Annotated in this window: 1 protein-coding gene; it reads right to left on the bottom strand. The window is 71.6% G+C overall.

Features of this window, described 5'->3' with window-relative positions:
- On the bottom strand, positions 1–208 hold a 208-nt coding region (locus BN358_RS26980), incomplete at both ends, for a hypothetical protein (RefSeq protein ID WP_198018489.1).

Raw genomic sequence — 208 nt, 5'->3', positions numbered from 1 at the left:
TGAGAAGAGCTCCAGCTCCTCCACCACGGTGAGCAAGGCCGCCGTCGCGAAGGCCAGGGCGAGCCTGCTCAGCGCCCAACAGACCCTGGCGTCGGCGCAGGAGGACCTCTCGAACGCGACCCTGGTCGCGCCGATCTCCGGCACCGTCGGCGTGGTGGGCCTGAGCGTGGGCGCCAGCGCGTCCGCCGGCTCGATCACGATCGTGGGA

This window comes from Sedimentibacter sp. B4, from assembly GCF_000309315.1.
Classification (GTDB): domain Bacteria; phylum Bacillota; class Clostridia; order Tissierellales; family Sedimentibacteraceae; genus Sedimentibacter; species Sedimentibacter saalensis.
This window is presented reverse-complemented; position numbering and strand designations above follow the sequence as displayed.